The 470-nt window shown below is 53.2% G+C and carries 1 protein-coding gene; it reads right to left on the bottom strand.

Going from position 1 to position 470, the window contains the following annotated elements; translation table 11 throughout:
• Nucleotides 1-470 (bottom strand): VaFE repeat-containing surface-anchored protein (locus HMPREF2785_RS11410; RefSeq protein ID WP_168164698.1); only part of this gene is annotated, 470 nt, incomplete at both ends.

Here is a 470-nt window from a genome sequence, read left to right as displayed (position 1 = left end):
GTCGGCTCGGTCGGCTCGGTAGTCTCAGACGGATCCTTAGAGGTCACAGTCTGAGCCTTATCGTTGATGTCCTTGTGCTCAGCGATGACATTCGGGTTCTTCGGATCAGTACCCGGAGTCTCCTTGCCCTCCTTGTCGACCTCAACAGAAGTCAACTCCTCAAAGGCAACCGCAGCCTCAACCGGCTCAGTTACAGAATCATCAACGATGATCTCAACAACAACCTCACCATTGGCAGCATCCGGAGTAAAGGTCTTCTTACCCTCACCCAGAACAGTCTTGCCATCAGCCTTAGAAATCAACTCAGCATAAAGGGTGTATTCCTTACCCGGAACCAGACCCTCATACGTCACCGTATCGTTAACCTGCGCACCAGCAACAACCTGAGTTGCACCGTTCGCAAAATCAGCATTCGTCGAAATCTTCGGCTCAACACCCGGCTCACCCGGCTCAGTCGGCTTCGTCGGCTC

It is taken from the genome of Corynebacterium sp. HMSC067D03 (genome assembly GCF_001811185.1).
Taxonomy (GTDB): Bacteria; Actinomycetota; Actinomycetes; order Mycobacteriales; family Mycobacteriaceae; genus Corynebacterium; species Corynebacterium coyleae.
The sequence above is the reverse complement of the archived record's forward strand: the minus strand, read 5'-3'. Positions and strand labels throughout refer to the sequence as shown.